This is a genomic window from Candidatus Colwellia aromaticivorans (assembly GCF_003333305.1).
Lineage (GTDB): Bacteria > Pseudomonadota > Gammaproteobacteria > Enterobacterales > Alteromonadaceae > Colwellia > Colwellia aromaticivorans.
Genome location: NZ_QOLD01000052.1, coordinates 20,969 through 36,085, shown reverse-complemented (window position 1 = coordinate 36,085; position 15,117 = coordinate 20,969). Strand labels below are relative to the sequence as shown.

The window sequence follows — 15,117 nt, the reverse complement described above, 5'->3', positions numbered from 1 at the left end:
TAATGAAGTAATGATTGGCTGGAATCTAAAAAATTTTAAGATACTCTATGCCGCAGATTAAGAAGCAGAATTATCTAATTAGATAATTGAGCAACCAATGGGCACAGAGTTATTGATTACTCTATTTAGAGTGGATAACAAAATATAGAGGAGCAGAGCATCATATAATCCGCCCCTTAGCATTATAACTCCATAATTTTTTATCAATCAGCATAAGTATTGTTGCTCAGCTTTCATTGGGTAGGTCATATATTCGCTGCGTCAACTTGTCGTTAGGTAAGCCAAGGCTAACGTCGACTATATTCGTATCTAAGTGAACATAAATATGCCTGATTTTGAGGGTTAATTTAGGTCAGCAGTGTGGCCAGCCTGTGTAAAAACTCATTCTTGTTTGTATAAATTTAAAGATACGTTCTATCACTGAGTTTGTTTATTTTTGATGAGGGTTGAATTTAAAATAAAAAGACAAGGCTAGAGCCTTATATTGTGGCCTTTATCGCATTTATTAAGCCTTGATTACCCATTATGTTTAACATTCGCTTTGCTCATCATCCCTGATGAGCATACGTGAACACTTTCACTCATTTCAGCGTTTGTTCAAGAAGACTGGGTGTTTGTTGATAGGTGATGTGTTTATTTCCGTCATTCTGTAAGTGTCTAATACGGAATCTAGCGTATTAAAGTATGGATCCTCGATTAAGTAACCACGAGGATGACGGGTGTTAATTTCCGTAACTGTGCCAAATACTCTAACTCCCATCTCAGCAATTCAATCATCAACTAGCAAGGGTAGGCCTCGACCCGAGACAGGACGTCGAGGGCTGCCGTTGTTCATGGATGATAAATCGGCAGGTATCGTGGTTTACGCTAGTTGGTGATTGAATGTTTTGCTGAGTGGGCGCCACGGGGATTCCAAAGGGGCTTTTGGCGTGTAACGCCCCTTTGGGTGTAGTCGCCACTGCGACGCTAGACAGAGAATAAAGCGCCAAACTATTGAGTTTATCACTAGCTAATGAAGGAACGTGATGCCAAGCAGAGAAACAAGCTCTAGTTCTTTAAATCAAAATTAAGCCGGGATCAGGTTAACTTATAAAATTATTAATTTTATTAATAATCCCCGCACTATCTAATCCTAACTCTTGGTGTACTTCTGCTTGAGTGCCGTGTTTCACGAAATGGTCGGGAATGCCGATATTTAATATTTTTATCGCTTTTCCTTGTGACAGAATATATTCATTCACACCTGAGCCTGCACCACCGGCAATAGCATTATCTTCAATTGTCACGACTAACTCATGTGAGTTAATTAACTCATCAATGAGTTGAGTATCTAACGGTTTTACAAAGCGCATATCTACTAAGGTTGCATCAAGCTCTGCTGCAGCAATTTTTGCTTCGGTTAACATAGTACCAAAACTCAATAAAGCAATTTTTCTACCGGTTTTGATGGTTAAACCTTTTCCAACGTCAATAGTTTCATCAACACAGGGAAGCGTTTCACCTGTACCGCCTCCTCTTGGGTAACGGACTACGGAGGGGGTTTCAAGTGAGTGACCAGTATTTAGCATTAATTGACACTCGCGCTCATTAGCGGGTGCCATAATGACTAGGTTGGGTATACACCGTAAAAAGCTTAAATCAAATGAACCTTGGTGAGTAGCCCCATCAGCGCCAACAATACCAGCCCTGTCGACTGCAAACATCACCGGAAGATTTTGAATGGCAATATCATGAATTAATTGATCGTATCCACGTTGTAAGAAGCTAGAATAAATCGCGACAACGGGCTTTTGACCGCCTATTGCAAGTCCTGCAGCATAAGTAACAGCATGCTGTTCAGCGATTGCTACGTCATAGTATTGATCAGGAAATCGTTGGCTAAACTCTACCATACCAGAGCCTTCTCTCATGGCAGGCGTGATAGCGACTAACTTTTTATCGACTTCTGCAGTTTTGCATAACCAATCACCGAAAATCTGTGAGTAAGTCGGTAAGGCGGGCTTAGATTTAGGTAAATTCTCATCATTTGGATTAAACTTTGGTACTGCATGATATTTAATAGGGTCTTGTTCTGCAGCGTAATAGCCTTTACCTTTTTTAGTGGCAATATGTAGTAATTGCGGGCCTTTAAGATTACGCATGTTTTTGATGGTCTCAACCAAACCATCCACATCATGACCATCAATTGGGCCAATATAATTAAAGCCTAACTCTTCAAAAAAGGTACTAGGCACAACCATGCCTTTTAGGTGTTCTTCTGCGCGACTAGCTAATTCTTTTATTGGTGGGATATTTTTAAGTAAACGCTTACTACCTTCGCGAAGTCCTGTGTAGAGACTTCCAGATAACATTTTTGCTAAATGATTATTTAAAGCGCCAACATTTTCTGAAATAGACATTTCATTATCGTTTAGAACAACCAGCATATCTTTTTTAATATCACCAGCATGGTTTAAGGCTTCAAATGCCATACCTGCAGTCATGGCACCATCACCAATAACTGCGACTGTTTTCCTGTTTTTCCCTTCTTTTTCAGCTGCTACGGCTAAACCTAACGCAGCTGATATTGACGTACTTGAATGACCAACGCTTAACGTATCGTATTCACTCTCTTCCCGCCAAGGAAAAGGGTGTAAGCCGTCTTTTTGTCTAATAGTATGCAGTTGATCTCTTCGGCCAGTTAAAATTTTATGGGGGTAAGCTTGATGTCCCACATCCCAAATAAGATGGTCAAATGGCGTGTTATATACGTAATGTAGCGCAACGGTTAATTCAATTGTTCCGAGTCCTGAAGCGAAATGACCACTACTTTTACTGACAGAATTTAATAAGTAGTTACGTAGCTCATTGCTGATGCGTGATAATTGATCTTGGGAAATATTTCGCAAATCTTTCGGTGAATTGATTTGAGCAAGTAATGGGTAATCAGCTAGGTTTGTGGTCATGGTTGCTCTGTATATATTTTTAGATTTTAACGGATGCGTTTAATGGTTACGTTTAACAATAAAGGTAGCAAATTCAGCTAAAGATTGGGTATTGTAAGGTAAACTAGCCAAAGCTTGAAGTGCTTGTTGAAATAAGTTTTCAGCTTTTTGTTGCGCGCCTTGTAAACCGAGCAGAGCCGGATAGGTACTCTTATTTGCTGCAAGGTCTGAGCCACTAGGCTTTCCTAGCTGCTCTTGTGTTGACGTTATGTCGATAATATCATCTTGAACTTGATAGGCTAAACCAATTAATCGGGCATAATTTTGTAACGCTTCTTTATTTTTTTCAGTTACTTGTGGCGCACATTCAGCGCTCATTAAGACAGATGCTTCGAGTAACGCACCCGTCTTTAATGAGTGTAATGCTTCTAGTTTCTCTAAATCTATTTGCTGATTGGTTGCTGCTAAATCAAGCGCCTGGCCGCCACACATACCCTGATAGCCTGATGCAGAAACTAACTGTTGAATTAATTTTATTTGTTTTGGCTTAATTGCTTGAGAAAAATTATGATTAGCGAGGATATCAAAGGCTAATGTTTGTAAGCTATCACCGGCAAGAATTGCTGTGGCTTCATCAAAAGCTTTATGGCAGGTTGGTTGGCCGCGTCTTAAATCATCATCATCCATGGCAGGTAGGTCATCATGTAGTAAAGAATACGCATGTATACATTCTAATGCACCAGCAATGCCGTCAATATCATCAAGATCAGCACCTAATGCTTCGCCAGTAATATAGGCTAAATAAGGGCGCATGCGTTTCCCTCCAATTAACAAGCCATAACGCATGGCTTGATGGAGTTTGTCATCATTAATGGATAAGTTGTTGAGTTGCAGTGCTAGAAAATTATTAATGCGATTTTGATAAACATCGTGATTGGCTAATTTGGTCACAAATCCTCACCTAATGCGTTGTCTTCTGCTGACAAGTCAAAATTAGACAGTTGCTGCTTACCATTTTTTTCTAGTAGAATTTTTACTTTTTGTTCAGCCGCTTGCAGTTTGCTTTGACTTATTTGGCTAAGGCTTAAACCCCGTTCAAATAATGTCATTGACTCTTCTAAGCTTAATTCACCTTGCTCTAAATTATGCACTATGGTGTCTAATTCACTTAAAGACTCTTCAAAAGTAAGGTTTTCTAGTTTTTTCTTTGCCATGATTTTCACTCTGAGCAAGCTGCTTATAAACTCTAAGCGCAAACTTACCTTAGCTAAGGCTTTGGGTCAATTAAACCTTTAGTTAAATATTTTCACTTTAACGTTAAGTTATTGACCTTTCGGGCGATAATATAAATATTGATTAAGTATTTTAATGATAACCATTAGGGAATAGTATTCGCTTGATGTACTATTATTTTATTGATACTTGAAAGTTTTTTGTTTTAGGGGTTTTTTGTGGATTTAGCAACGATAATCGGAATATTAGGTGCAGTAGGCCTGCTAGTGATGGCAATGATGCTTTCTGGCGATATTATGATGTTTGCGGATACTCAATCGGTATTGATTGTATTTTGTGGCTCAATTTTTATTGTTTTATCAAATTATAATTTAGGCCAATTTTTTGGTATTGGTAAAATTATCGGCAAGGCTTTTATGTTCAAGCTAGAAAAGCCAGAAGAATTAATCGAAAAAGCAGTTGATATGGCTGATGCGGCACGTAAAGGCGGTTTTCTTGCATTAGAAGAAGCTGAAATTACCAATGCTTTTATGCAGAAAGGCGTTGATATGTTAGTTGATGGTCACGATGCCGACGTAGTGCGTGCTACCTTGCAAAAAGACATTGATCTCACAACAGAGCGCCATGAAACGGGCGCTAAAATGATGATGGCGTTAGCGGATGTTGCGCCAGCTATGGGGATGATTGGTACACTTATTGGCTTGGTTGCCATGTTATCAAATATGGATGATCCTAAATCTATCGGACCTGCGATGGCTGTTGCTTTGTTAACTACCCTTTATGGTGCATTTTTAGCGAATGTTATTGCTATTCCTATCGCATCAAAATTAGAATTACGTTTAGCTGAAGAAAAAATGAATCAAGAATTAGTACTTGATGCGGTGCTAGGTATTCAAGATGGTCAAAACCCACGTGTAATTGAAGGTTTGTTGAAAAATTATCTTGCCGAAGGTAAACGCCAAAGTGGTACTACTGATGAATAGTAGCAAAGAATTTATGCATAGGAGGCTGTATGGCTGAACAGTGTAAATGTCCACCTCCGGGACTACCCGCATGGATGGGAACGTTCGCCGATCTCATGTCTTTATTGATGTGTTTCTTTGTATTGCTATTGTCTTTTTCTGAAATGGATGTGCTGAAATTTAAACAAATAGCCGGTTCGATGAAGTTTGCTTTTGGTGTACAAAACAAGATTGAAGTAAAAGATATCCCTAAGGGTACCAGTATTATTGCGCAAGAGTTTCGCCCGGGTAAACCTGAGCCTACGCCTATTGAAGTTATCCAGCAGCAAACCATGGAAATGACGCAACAAATGTTAGAATTTCAGGCGGGTGATGAAACCTCTGCTGGTGGTCGTCAAGAGCAACGGGGCACAGCGCGTGGTGGTCAATCTCAAAACACGGAAGATGCTTTGTCAGCAGAAGCATTACAGCAAGCACAAGAACAAATGGAAAATGCCGCACAGGAGCAAGTAAATGATCTTGTTAAGAAAATAGCTGAGCAGTTAGAACAGCAAATTCAAGATGGTGCAGTAGAGCTAGAGTCTTTAGGACAACAGATTACTATTAGGATTAGAGAAAATGGCTCTTTTCCTTCTGGATCAGCTTTTTTACAGCCCAAATTTAGACCTATTATTAGACAAATTGGTGAACTATTAAATACCGTGCCCGGAGAAATTATGGTTTCAGGTAATACTGATAATCGTGGTGTTGACTCTGAGTTGTTTACTTCTAACTGGGATCTTTCGAGTAAACGAGCGGTAGCAATTGCCCATGAAATAATTAAAGTACCTGACTTTGATCAAGCACGCTTGGTGGTTGCCGGTCATGCAGATACTCGTCCGTTAGTACCTAATACGAATGCGTTAAATCGTCGTCGTAATCGTCGAGTTGAAATTACGATTAATCAAGGTAAAGCCAAAGAAACCGATCCTATTCAAGTGATAGAATAAATCATTACGAGATAAATGGTTACGAGTTGTATAGCCTGTTTGCAGCAATTGTAAACAGGCTAATCGTTGATTTTTCTTATGCGAACAACCTGTATAGAAATATACCCTTAGATCACTGTTCGCTCAGACACCCTGATGGATGCACCTTTATTGTTAACGGGTATAGGTATTTATATTTAGAACGTTTGCGTATATAATGCGCGGCAATTATTTACTGTTATTATTTAGGTCACTTGTCGATGAAATTTATCGTAAAGCTGCAAGCTGAAATCACCATCAAATCTCGCCCAGTTCGTAAACGTTTTACTAAAATATTAGAGTCAAACGTTAAAAATGTTTTACGTCGTATTGATGAACAAGTTACTACACGTATGAACTGGGATAATATTGAAGTTAACACTAAAGACAACTCGCCTGAAAACCGTGAACGTTTAGTTGAAGCACTAAAGTGTATTCCTGGCGTGCCTATCTTTTTAGAAGTACAACAAACTGAATTTGTTGATGTTCATGATATTTATGAAAAAACCTTAGCGGTTCATGCTAAAACGATTGAAAACAAGACTTTTTGCGTGCGAGCTAAACGTACTGGCAATCATGATTTTAATTCACTAAAAGTAGAGCAATATGTAGGTGGTGGTTTAAATCAAGCAGTAGAAAGTGCCAAGGTTAAACTAAAAAACCCTGATGTTACGATACGTCTTGAAATAAAAAATAAGGACTTATTTATTGTTACGCAGCGTCATCAAGGATTAGGTGGCTTTCCAATAGCAACTCAAGAAGATGTGTTGTCGCTGATGTCGGGTGGTTTTGACTCAGGTGTTTCAAGCTACCAAATGATCAAGAAAGGTGCACGTACGCACTATTGTTTCTTTAACTTAGGTGGCTCTGCTCATGAAGTGGGTGTTAAACAAATTAGTTATTATTTGTGGAACAAGTTTGGTGCTTCTCATAAAGTAAGATTTTTTGCGGTAGACTTCGAACCTGTTGTGGGTGAGATTTTAGAGAATGTTGAAAATAGCCAAATGGGTGTTGTACTAAAACGAATGATGATTCGTGCAGCCACAAAAATAGCAGAACGAGGCAAAATTCAAGCATTGGTTACGGGTGAAAGTTTAGGTCAGGTTTCGAGTCAAACCTTAACTAATTTAAACGTTATCAACCGTGTTACTGATACGCTAATTTTACGCCCGTTAGGTGCTTACGATAAGCAAGATATTATTGATATAGCTCGTAAAATAGGCACAGAAGAATTTTCTAAAACCATTCCTGAGTATTGTGGCGTTATTTCGAAAAAACCAACCGTGAAAGCGGTACTCTCTAAAGTTGAAGAAGAGGAGGGTAATTTTAATTTCGATGTTTTAGACAAGGTTGTGAGCGAGACTCGTGTATATGATATTCGCGATATTGGTAAAGAGACGGAAGAAGAAATTCGTGCGGTAGACCTTATTGAAAACATTCCAGAGAATGCGGTAATTGTTGATATTCGTTCACCTGAAGAAACAGATGATAAGCCGCTTGAACTTGATGATGTTGAAGTTAAAGAAATTCCATTCTACAAATTATCAACACAGTTTGGTGATCTTGATATGAGTAAAGATTACTTGCTTTACTGTGACCATGGCGTAATGAGTAAATTACAAGCCCTATATCTGATAGATAATGGCTATAAAAATGTTAAAGTTTACCGTCCATAATAATTGTTCTTGGTCTCACATGACAGGTTGTATTTATTCCGTTTGTCCTGAGCTTGTCGAAGGAAGCTTGTCGTACTTCGACTACTCGTTCCTCGCGCTCAGCATGAACGGTTGTATTTATCCGTCTACTCGTTCCTCGCGCTCAGCATGAACGGTTGTATTTATCCGTCTACTCGTTCCTCACGCTCAGCATGAACGGCTTTATTTATCCGTCTATCCTTATACTCTCCGTTTGCCCTTATACTCTCCGTTTGTCTTGAGCTTGTCGAAGGAAACTTGTCGTACTTCGACTACTCGTTCCTCGCGCTCAGCATGAACGGTTGTATTTATCCGACTACTCGTTCCTCACGCTCAGCATGAACGGCTTTATTTATCCGTTAGTCCTTATACTCTCCGTTTGCCCTTATACTCTCCGTTTGCCCTTATACTCTCCGTTTGTCCTTTATACTCTCCGTTTGCCTTTATACTCTCCGTTTGTCCTGAGTTTGTCGAAGGAAACTTGTCGAAGGACAGTTTGCCATAGCTGAGTATTTTCAGGTGTGGCAATTTTGTGTTTTATACCAAGTTTATGTATATAGCCATTAATGTAATTAATTTCTGTTTGTTTATGCGCTAATACATCGCAGCGCATTGATGAACAGTTTTTAGCGGTTGCAGCGGCTACTTGTCGCACTGTTTTTATCAGCAAGGCTATATTCAAATAAATACCTTCACTTTTAGCGACTAACACTAGCTCAGTTAAAACTTTTTCTATCTGTCCAGTAAAAATAGTATTATTAACCTGGCCATTATCAATATCATGTAATGCTGTTATTGGGTTTATAACACAATTAACTGCCAATTTTTGCCATTGTTTTTCAATAATGTTTTTATGAAGGTTTACACTGGGTAATGCTTGGTTTAATTGGTAGGTTAATGCTTGTTGTTCCGTTAGTTCTACGCAGCCTGATACTAAACCAATATCGGTAATGCCTATACCTGTATGGGTAATATTTAATGATGACTTGCGAAGGCAGCCATGTGTGGTTAATAAAGCATAAATATTATATTTATTTATAAGTTCTTTAGGCAATTCAGTTAGCGTGCCCATGCCATTATGGGCAAGGATAATGCTGGTATTCGCTTTTGAATGTTGTGCTATTTGTTTTAAGGTCGAGCCTATCTGAAAAGACTTCACACAAAGTAAAATAACATCAGCATTTTTAATTTGCTCATCATAGGCGTAATTAATTTTACCTTGATATGGTATACCGTGGCTGTCAATAAAGTGATAATTATCATCGGCTAAGTTGTGTTGAGTTGAGGCCAACAAGGATAAATTAGTGGCTACGGTTGATATAGCTAGATGGTGATACCAGAGTAATCCCATAGCACCTTGACCTACAACGATGATGTTCATTAATCAGGCCTTGTAAACGTTGATGAGTTCTTTTTATTTACTTGTTTAATGTAAGTTTTCTTATAAGCTAAATACAATAATTTCAATAGTATAAATGAACTAATGCCGGCAATATCAGCAAAAAAATCACTAAATTCACCATTACGAAAGCCTAAATAATACTGGCCTAACTCACTGAGCGCTCCATAAAAGCTGAGAGTAATTAAGGTCTCTACTAATGTTAACTTTATCAGCGAATGTATTAGCCAAGCCAAAATAAAAAAGCCAATAAAGTGTCCGATAGTATCTATTTGCGGAGAACGAAAGACTATTTTTTTAAGCTCAACAGGGAGTAATAATTCACTGGAAAAAAATAGCAAAACTGCAGCGCTAATAATGAGTATGAAAAAAGTTAAATGATGTCGTATTTTCACAAGTAAAAAGAGGTAAAAAATTATACATAGATATTATCATGCTAATGTTGTTTGGGTATAATGATATAATAGTAAAAATATAAATTTGTTAACAAGAGAAATGATCATGCCATCAATGGATATAGTGTCAGAAATTAATTTAGAAGAAGTACTTAATGCCGTAGATAATGCGAATCGTGAATTATCAACTCGCTTTGATTTTCGAGGCGTTGAAGCAAGTTTTGAATGGAATAAGCCTAATGTAACAATGAAAGCTGAAGGTGATTTTCAATTGAAACAATTAGGCGACATGTTACGTAGCCAGTTAACAAAGCGTCAAATTGATGCTAAAGCAATGACGTTAGGCTCACCTTCCGCTAGCGGTAAAAACTGGAGCCAGCAAGTTAGCTTTAAAGAAGGTATTGAGAAAGATGTTGCGAAAAAAGTAGTTAAGCTGATTAAAGCAGAAAAATTAAAAGTGCAAGCGGCGATTCAAGGGGAACAAGTACGCGTTACAGGTAAGAAACGTGATGATTTGCAATCTGTTATGCAGCTTGTGCGAAAAGCAGAATTAGAACAATCCTTTCAGTTTACTAATTTTAAAGATTAAGGCCGAAAGTTTCGGGTTAAGAGTGACGAGTTACGAAGACCAACTATTCAGAGTATGGAACTTTGTAACTCGAAACTTTTCTTGCTCACCACTTAACTTCTAGTGACCACCACAAGACTCGCCTTCAGCGTGAATATGGCCATGAGCAAGCTCTTCTTCTGTTGCTTCACGAACTTCTAAAATTTCCACCTCAAAGCTTAAATCTAAACCTGAAAGAGGGTGGTTACCATCAACGGTTACTTCTTTATCGTTAATATCAATAACGATTACAGTTTGTTCGCCATCATCGGTAGAAGCGCGTAATTGCGTGCCAACGACTAACTCTTCAACGCCTTGTAATAATTCTTTTGGTACGGTTTGTACATATTCATCATGACGTTCACCGTAAGCTTGTTTGCACTCCACTGCTACTTCAAATTTGTCGCCTGCTTGATGATCAAGCAAAGCATTTTCTAAACCGGGAATTAAATAACCTGTGCTTTGAATAATTGCCATAGGTTTATGATCATATGAGCTGTCGATTAATGTGCCTTCACTATCTGATACGGCGTAGTGCATGATGACTACAGAGTTATTGCTAATTTTCATTGAGATTCCTAAATATATTTAAATAAATTTTTATTCTGTTACTAACGAATAAGGTAATGCTTGAACTGTTATTCTTGACTCAGGCTGTGATTTTATTCTTAACGCAGTACTATCATCTAGATCACTATTAAGTACGGCTTGAAGATAGCAGTGACCATTATCCGCTTGGTAGCTTGTTAAAATGTCTCCAGCTTTACGCCAGTTTTCACCTAATTGTTTTTCGATTACGTCATCACTTTCTAATGGTTGCGTTAGCAGTGTTCTTAATGAATATAACGCTCGCTTGTTTTTGCCTAAATACTGCATTCTAGCCACGGTTTCTTGGCCTAAGTAACAGCCTTTAGTAAAACTGATACCATTAATCGCCTGCAAGTTAAGCATTTGTGGAACGTATTCACCGCTGTATACACTTGATAATTGCGGGAAACCTTCATTGATTTCTAGCAAGTTCCATAGGGTGGAATTGTAAATAGGTAGGTTTAACTTGCCTATTATGTTTTCTAGCACAGGGCTTTCATCAATTAATAAATAGCGTGCTTGTTTGCCAGCAACATAAACTAAAGTCGTTGTATTTGATTGCACAACAGGCGTTAAACTATCAGGGATTTGGTTAAAGTGTTCTTGTAAAATAGCCGTTGCTTGTTCACCTATTAAGGCGAAAAAGTTTAATTCATCTGTTGGTGTTATATCAACTTTAGCAAATACACCAAACTTTTTTAGTTCGCTAATCGAACCAGAAATACTGGCTTTAGGTTGAATCAATAAATGTGCTGCATTTCGGTTAATTAAACGAAATGCGCTAAATACTTTACCTTTAGCATTACAGTGAGCACCAATGAGTAGATTGTTATCACTGCTGCTATTTACATCACAAGTAACTTGGCCTTGTAAGTAGCTAGTTTGCTCTTCTCCTGTTAAAGAAATCGCACTGTAGTTATCTAGTGACACTAGAAAAGTGTCGGGTAATTCATCAAGGGATGGTAAGTTGGTTTCGGTTGTTATTGACATAAGATCAAACTAGTCAGTGATTGGTATTAGATAAATATGGTCGAATAACTACAAATTCAAGCGCTCTTTGATATTACCCGATAAATATTACTAAATTAGTTGGCGAGTAAACTAGTGTTATTGCTACAATAGCGCTAACTTTAGTGAATGAGGATAGAAAAATGTCAGCAGCGGTAAACTTACCACCGGTAAATAAGGCTAGACTTAAATGGGCATGTCGCCGTGGAATGTTAGAGCTTGATGTGCTTTTTATGCCTTTTGTCGATGAAGCTTATGATGATTTAACTGCAGAAAAGCAAAGAATTTTTGAGCGGTTATTAACCGAGCAAGATCCAGACTTATTTGCTTGGTTTATGGGACATAATATTTGTGAAGACCCCGAACTCAATGCCATGGTGCAATTTATACTCAACCGCGTCAAAGTATAATCTTTGTATTAAACAGTCACTTTATCACTATTTATTATTGTTCAGTGGTTGCATTTGTTTTAGCTTGCTGTTGATAAGCTATGTCACATATGCCTATCAGTTTTTGCTAGTTACAGTTGTACTAACAATTACTCTACTGAGTATTTTTGTTGCAAAAAAAAGGAATGGGCAACTAACCACACTTCAAGTAATTCTTGATGAGTACGGTGTTTGTTCATTCGAATATATGCTTGAAAATACAGTACAAAGCACTGTTGATAGAAAAGAACAGTTTCAGTTACTAGCCAGTAGTCGGTATAGTTTTTTCGGCTGTTGGCTGCATATGGCGCCTTTATCTAACCTGTATCCACCGAAATTTTTGCTAAATGCGATAAATGAAAGAGGTAAAAATAAACGACTGTTCATTTATCGCGATAGTTTAAGTGCAGAAGACTTTTCTAGACTGTCGCAGGTGATTCGAAAGTTAAAAAATACTTCTTAATCGTTCGGATTTAAAATGGTTGGTTTTGTTTCTGCTAGTTGCTCAGGATAATCCAATGTGTAGTGTAAGCCTCTACTTTCTTTTCGACTCATAGCACAACGAATAATTAATTCCGCCACTTGTACCAAATTTCTTAATTCAAGTAAGTTATTGCTTACTTTGAAGTGTTGATAATACTCTTGAATTTCTCGCTGTAAAAGTTCAACCCGATGTAAAGCTCGTTCAAGCCTTTTAGTGGTTCTAACAATGCCAACATAATCCCACATAAACAGTCGCAATTCGTGCCAGTTATGTTGAATAACAACTTCTTCGTCAGAATCTGTCACTCTACTTTCATCCCAACGAGGTAAGTTTATAAAACGATTGTTTGGCTTTAATGATTCACTAATTTCTATTGCCGCAGCACGTGCAAACACCAAACATTCAAGTAAAGAATTACTCGCTAAACGATTGGCTCCATGTAAACCGGTGTACGACATTTCACCAATGGCGTAAAGTTGGTGAACATCTGTTTTACCCTGCTGATCTATCATAACGCCACCGCAAGTATAATGAGCAGCTGGCACTACTGGTATAGGCTGTTTGGTAATATCAATACCAAAATCTTTAGTACGCTGATAGATGGTAGGAAAGTGCTGTTTGATAAAGTCACGGGGTTTGTGGCTAATATCAAGATACATACAATCAACACCGAGGCGTTTCATTTCAAAATCGATGGCGCGAGCGACTATATCACGCGGTGCCAATTCAGCACGATGATCAAAAGCTGGCATAAAGCGGCTACCATCTGGACGTCTTAGTTTCGCCCCTTCGCCTCGCAAAGCTTCAGTTAAAAGAAAAGTCCCTGCATCGGGGTGAAAAAGGCAAGTAGGATGAAATTGATTAAATTCCATATTGGCAACTCGACAACCTGCACGCCATGCCATCGCGATGCCATCACCACTAGAAACATCAGGATTTGAGGTGTATTGATAAACTTTACTGGCTCCTCCTGTTGCTAAAATAGTTTTTTGTGCATAAATGCTTTCTACTTTTTCAGTATTTCGATTCCAAATATAAGCACCAATACACTGTTTGCTTTTACCTTCTTCTTCGTGTGATTCGCAGATTAGATCAATGGCATTGTAACGTTCAAATATTCTGATGCGAGAGTGTTGTCTAACACGGTCAGCCAATGTGGTTTGTATTACTTTTCCTGTTGCATCGGCAGAATGAAGAATCCGGCGATGGCTATGACCACCTTCACGTGTGAGATGATACCTTTCGCCTTGTTCACTTTCTTCTTTATCAAAGGTAACACCTTGCTCAATTAACCAATTAAGGCAAGCTTTGGCATTTTCGGCGGTATATAGCACTGTTTTTTCATCGCACAAACCAGCACCAGCAATCATAGTGTCGGCTACATGAGAGGCAATACTATCATTTTCATCGAAAACAGCAGCGATTCCTCCCTGTGCATAAAAAGTAGAGCCTTCGTTAAGTGGCCCTTTACTTAAAATAACAACATCAGCATTTTTTGCTAAATGTAAGGCGAGTGTTAACCCCGCCGCGCCGCTGCCAATAATTAGCACATCACAATTGTTTTGTTGATTCATATATAAAGGATTATCAGGTATTATAATGTGATATTACCGTTTATTGACACTTGGTAACAGGGTAACAAGCTCAAATAAGTCTAAATGTAAAAAAAAGTAAAATAAAAAGAACTTTTTTAAAAATGAGTAGTCTTAATTGATGCGTTTGTTACGAGCCAAATGTGAAAAATGAATTTTTACCCTCAAAATAGATAGGGTATCGTTAGGAGAAATGGCTCAAATGAGCGAACAGAGCGTCGACCAAGCATTGGTTGAACGGGTACAGCAAGGTGATAAAAACGCCTTCAACCTATTAGTAACGAAATATCAACATAAGGTGGCTAATTTAGTGTCACGTTATGTAAGCAATCAAAGTGATGTGCCTGATATAGTGCAAGAAGCTTTTATTAAAGCTTACCGAGCTTTACCTAACTTTAGAGGAGATAGTGCATTTTATACTTGGTTGTACCGCATAGCAGTAAATTGTGCTAAAAATCATAGTGTAGCGCTAGGTCGAAAACCGCCTAGTAATGACGTTGAGATTGATGATGCAGAATTTTATGATGGTGGAGATGCGCTAAGAGAAAATGCGTCACCTGAAAAAGTATTACTGACGGAAGAAATAAAAAAAGTTATTTTTGATGCCATAAAGCAATTACCGGATGATTTACGTATTGCTATTAACTTTCGAGAAATTGAAGGTTTAAGTTATGAAGAAATAGCTACTATCATGGAGTGCCCAGTTGGCACGGTGCGTTCACGTATTTTTAGAGCGCGTGATGCAATTGATAAAAAAATTACTCCTTTGCTGCAAGCAAACTAGTTTTAAAATTAA

General features: G+C 38.1%; 15 protein-coding genes. 7 read left to right on the top strand and 8 right to left on the bottom strand.

The genetic code is table 11. The features are described 5' to 3' along the window. Positions 1–1,082: 1,082 nt before the first annotated feature. From dxs to DWA31_RS07665, 3 genes are read right to left on the bottom strand one after another with little or no spacing between them, the layout of a single operon-like run. Positions 1,083–2,945, bottom strand: coding sequence for a 1-deoxy-D-xylulose-5-phosphate synthase (gene dxs / locus DWA31_RS07675; protein WP_114326015.1), 1,863 nt, complete (start codon positions 2,943–2,945; stop codon positions 1,083–1,085). A gap of 39 nt (positions 2,946–2,984) precedes the next feature. Next, positions 2,985–3,875, bottom strand: coding sequence for a (2E,6E)-farnesyl diphosphate synthase (ispA, locus tag DWA31_RS07670; protein WP_114326014.1), 891 nt, complete (start codon positions 3,873–3,875; stop codon positions 2,985–2,987). Continuing rightward, the gene (locus DWA31_RS07665; protein ID WP_114326013.1) at positions 3,872–4,138 is read right to left on the bottom strand and encodes an exodeoxyribonuclease VII small subunit; all 267 of its coding nucleotides are present in this window, start codon (positions 4,136–4,138) and stop codon (positions 3,872–3,874) included. The genes ispA and DWA31_RS07665 overlap by 4 nt, the downstream gene beginning before the upstream one ends. A gap of 237 nt (positions 4,139–4,375) precedes the next feature. Here DWA31_RS07665 and pomA point away from each other — a divergent pair, with 237 nt between their 5' ends. From pomA to thiI, 3 genes are all read left to right on the top strand, one after another. Beyond that, positions 4,376–5,140 (top strand): flagellar motor protein PomA, encoded by a 765-nt coding sequence (gene pomA, locus DWA31_RS07660; protein WP_114326012.1) that lies wholly within the window; start codon positions 4,376–4,378, stop codon positions 5,138–5,140. Positions 5,141–5,169: 29 nt separating this feature from the next. Further along, positions 5,170–6,108 (top strand): flagellar motor protein MotB, encoded by a 939-nt coding sequence (locus tag DWA31_RS07655; protein ID WP_114326011.1) that lies wholly within the window; start codon positions 5,170–5,172, stop codon positions 6,106–6,108. A gap of 239 nt (positions 6,109–6,347) precedes the next feature. Next, positions 6,348–7,802 (top strand): tRNA uracil 4-sulfurtransferase ThiI, encoded by a 1,455-nt coding sequence (gene thiI, locus DWA31_RS07650; RefSeq protein WP_114326010.1) that lies wholly within the window; start codon positions 6,348–6,350, stop codon positions 7,800–7,802. A 442-nt stretch (positions 7,803–8,244) separates the two neighbouring features. Here the strand turns inward: thiI and DWA31_RS07645 are convergent, their stop codons facing one another. Further along, positions 8,245–9,201 (bottom strand): ketopantoate reductase family protein, encoded by a 957-nt coding sequence (locus tag DWA31_RS07645; RefSeq protein WP_114326009.1) that lies wholly within the window; start codon positions 9,199–9,201, stop codon positions 8,245–8,247. Then, a complete protein-coding gene (locus tag DWA31_RS07640) occupies positions 9,201–9,560 on the bottom strand; it encodes a VanZ family protein (protein WP_114326008.1) in 360 nt (119 codons plus the stop codon). Before DWA31_RS07640 ends, DWA31_RS07645 begins: the two co-directional genes overlap by 1 nt. Before the next feature lie 160 nt (positions 9,561–9,720). Between DWA31_RS07640 and DWA31_RS07635 the strand changes: the two genes are divergently transcribed. Next, on the top strand, positions 9,721–10,203 hold the full coding sequence (locus DWA31_RS07635; protein WP_114326007.1) for a YajQ family cyclic di-GMP-binding protein: 483 nt from the start codon (positions 9,721–9,723) through the stop codon (positions 10,201–10,203). 99 nt (positions 10,204–10,302) lie between these two features. Here the strand turns inward: DWA31_RS07635 and DWA31_RS07630 are convergent, their stop codons facing one another. Beyond that, positions 10,303–10,791, bottom strand: coding sequence for an FKBP-type peptidyl-prolyl cis-trans isomerase (locus DWA31_RS07630; protein ID WP_114326006.1), 489 nt, complete (start codon positions 10,789–10,791; stop codon positions 10,303–10,305). A gap of 30 nt (positions 10,792–10,821) precedes the next feature. After that, positions 10,822–11,799, bottom strand: coding sequence for a tRNA-modifying protein YgfZ (gene ygfZ / locus DWA31_RS07625; RefSeq protein WP_114326005.1), 978 nt, complete (start codon positions 11,797–11,799; stop codon positions 10,822–10,824). A gap of 161 nt (positions 11,800–11,960) precedes the next feature. Here ygfZ and DWA31_RS07620 point away from each other — a divergent pair, with 161 nt between their 5' ends. Both DWA31_RS07620 and DWA31_RS17845 read left to right on the top strand, forming a co-directional pair. Beyond that, the gene (locus tag DWA31_RS07620; RefSeq protein WP_114326004.1) at positions 11,961–12,227 is read left to right on the top strand and encodes an FAD assembly factor SdhE; all 267 of its coding nucleotides are present in this window, start codon (positions 11,961–11,963) and stop codon (positions 12,225–12,227) included. Then, positions 12,187–12,708 (top strand): protein YgfX, encoded by a 522-nt coding sequence (locus tag DWA31_RS17845; RefSeq protein ID WP_425451868.1) that lies wholly within the window; start codon positions 12,187–12,189, stop codon positions 12,706–12,708. The genes DWA31_RS07620 and DWA31_RS17845 overlap by 41 nt, the downstream gene beginning before the upstream one ends. Here DWA31_RS17845 and nadB read toward each other — a convergent pair. After that, on the bottom strand, positions 12,705–14,303 hold the full coding sequence (gene nadB, locus DWA31_RS07610) for an L-aspartate oxidase (RefSeq protein WP_114326002.1): 1,599 nt from the start codon (positions 14,301–14,303) through the stop codon (positions 12,705–12,707). The genes DWA31_RS17845 and nadB overlap by 4 nt on opposite strands. Before the next feature lie 220 nt (positions 14,304–14,523). Here nadB and rpoE point away from each other — a divergent pair, with 220 nt between their 5' ends. Continuing rightward, complete coding sequence (gene rpoE / locus DWA31_RS07605) at positions 14,524–15,105, top strand: RNA polymerase sigma factor RpoE (RefSeq protein WP_114326017.1); 582 nt, start codon at positions 14,524–14,526, stop codon at positions 15,103–15,105. Positions 15,106–15,117: the final 12 nt, after the last annotated feature.

Bases quoted from the DNA above. Each gene is read 5' to 3' on its own strand.
- dxs (WP_114326015.1), bottom strand. From the start codon at position 2,945: ATGACCACAAACCTAGCTGATTACCCATTACTTGCTCAAATCAATTCA.
- DWA31_RS07665 (WP_114326013.1), bottom strand. From the start codon at position 4,138: ATGGCAAAGAAAAAACTAGAAAACCTTACTTTTGAAGAGTCTTTAAGT.
- DWA31_RS07655 (WP_114326011.1), top strand. From the start codon at position 5,170: ATGGCTGAACAGTGTAAATGTCCACCTCCGGGACTACCCGCATGGATG.
- thiI (WP_114326010.1), top strand. From the start codon at position 6,348: ATGAAATTTATCGTAAAGCTGCAAGCTGAAATCACCATCAAATCTCGC.
- DWA31_RS07645 (WP_114326009.1), bottom strand. From the start codon at position 9,201: ATGAACATCATCGTTGTAGGTCAAGGTGCTATGGGATTACTCTGGTAT.
- DWA31_RS07635 (WP_114326007.1), top strand. From the start codon at position 9,721: ATGCCATCAATGGATATAGTGTCAGAAATTAATTTAGAAGAAGTACTT.
- DWA31_RS07630 (WP_114326006.1), bottom strand. From the start codon at position 10,791: ATGAAAATTAGCAATAACTCTGTAGTCATCATGCACTACGCCGTATCA.
- ygfZ (WP_114326005.1), bottom strand. From the start codon at position 11,799: ATGTCAATAACAACCGAAACCAACTTACCATCCCTTGATGAATTACCC.
- DWA31_RS07620 (WP_114326004.1), top strand. From the start codon at position 11,961: ATGTCAGCAGCGGTAAACTTACCACCGGTAAATAAGGCTAGACTTAAA.
- DWA31_RS17845 (WP_425451868.1), top strand. From the start codon at position 12,187: ATGCCATGGTGCAATTTATACTCAACCGCGTCAAAGTATAATCTTTGT.
- nadB (WP_114326002.1), bottom strand. From the start codon at position 14,303: ATGAATCAACAAAACAATTGTGATGTGCTAATTATTGGCAGCGGCGCG.
- rpoE (WP_114326017.1), top strand. From the start codon at position 14,524: ATGAGCGAACAGAGCGTCGACCAAGCATTGGTTGAACGGGTACAGCAA.